The organism is Sulfoacidibacillus thermotolerans (genome assembly GCF_003144315.1).
GTDB classification, from domain to species: Bacteria; Bacillota; Bacilli; order Alicyclobacillales; family SLC66; genus Sulfoacidibacillus; species Sulfoacidibacillus thermotolerans.
The window spans coordinates 1-615 of the sequence record NZ_MPDK01000107.1; the positions used below are offsets into that span (position 1 = coordinate 1).

Annotated in this window: 1 protein-coding gene; it reads left to right on the forward strand. The window is 42.3% G+C overall.

Translation table 11 applies throughout. The features are described from left to right. Window positions 1-300: 300 nt before the first annotated feature. A partial coding sequence (locus tag BM613_RS14695) for a hypothetical protein (RefSeq protein WP_181363215.1) occupies window positions 301-615 on the forward strand: 315 nt, incomplete at its 3' end.

Genomic DNA, 615 nt, shown 5'->3' on the forward strand with positions numbered 1-615 from the left:
ATGCGTACACGCGGCTATTGGGCAAAATGGGGCAAAGTATTGGTATGTTGGTACAGTAGCTCAGATCAAGCGAAGATTCGCGACTACGCCCGAAATGCGCCGGCTTGGGTCCCCTACACTTGTGCGAAACAGACACTTGGATAAAGAGGAAATTTATCAATTTCTTAGGAATTACACTGGTAAAGAGAACAGATTTCAGGTTGCAGCGAAAGAGTTTAATATCGGTCTTTCCACTGCTTATAAAATTTATCACATATATGGGCGTTTAATATGACCGCAATTGCTTATCGTAATGGTATATTGGCTGTAGATCGTCAGGTTACATGGGGTAATATTGCAACAACTACAGATAAAGTTCATACTGTCAATATTCCAGGGATTGGACTTTGTCTTGTCGCGATGTCTGGTAAACTACGTCCTGTAGATGATATTGTGGATCATCTAAAAACTACGGTTCGTGGACGTAAAGAACCTTTCTCGGATTTAAATCCAGATTCCCGTTATGGTATTGCGGTGACGCAGGAACTTGTCGTATATCCTATCTACGGGGATGGTAAATTAGGTCTACCGGACACTAACGAATTTATTGCGGAAGGTAGCGCGTTTGAGTTCTTG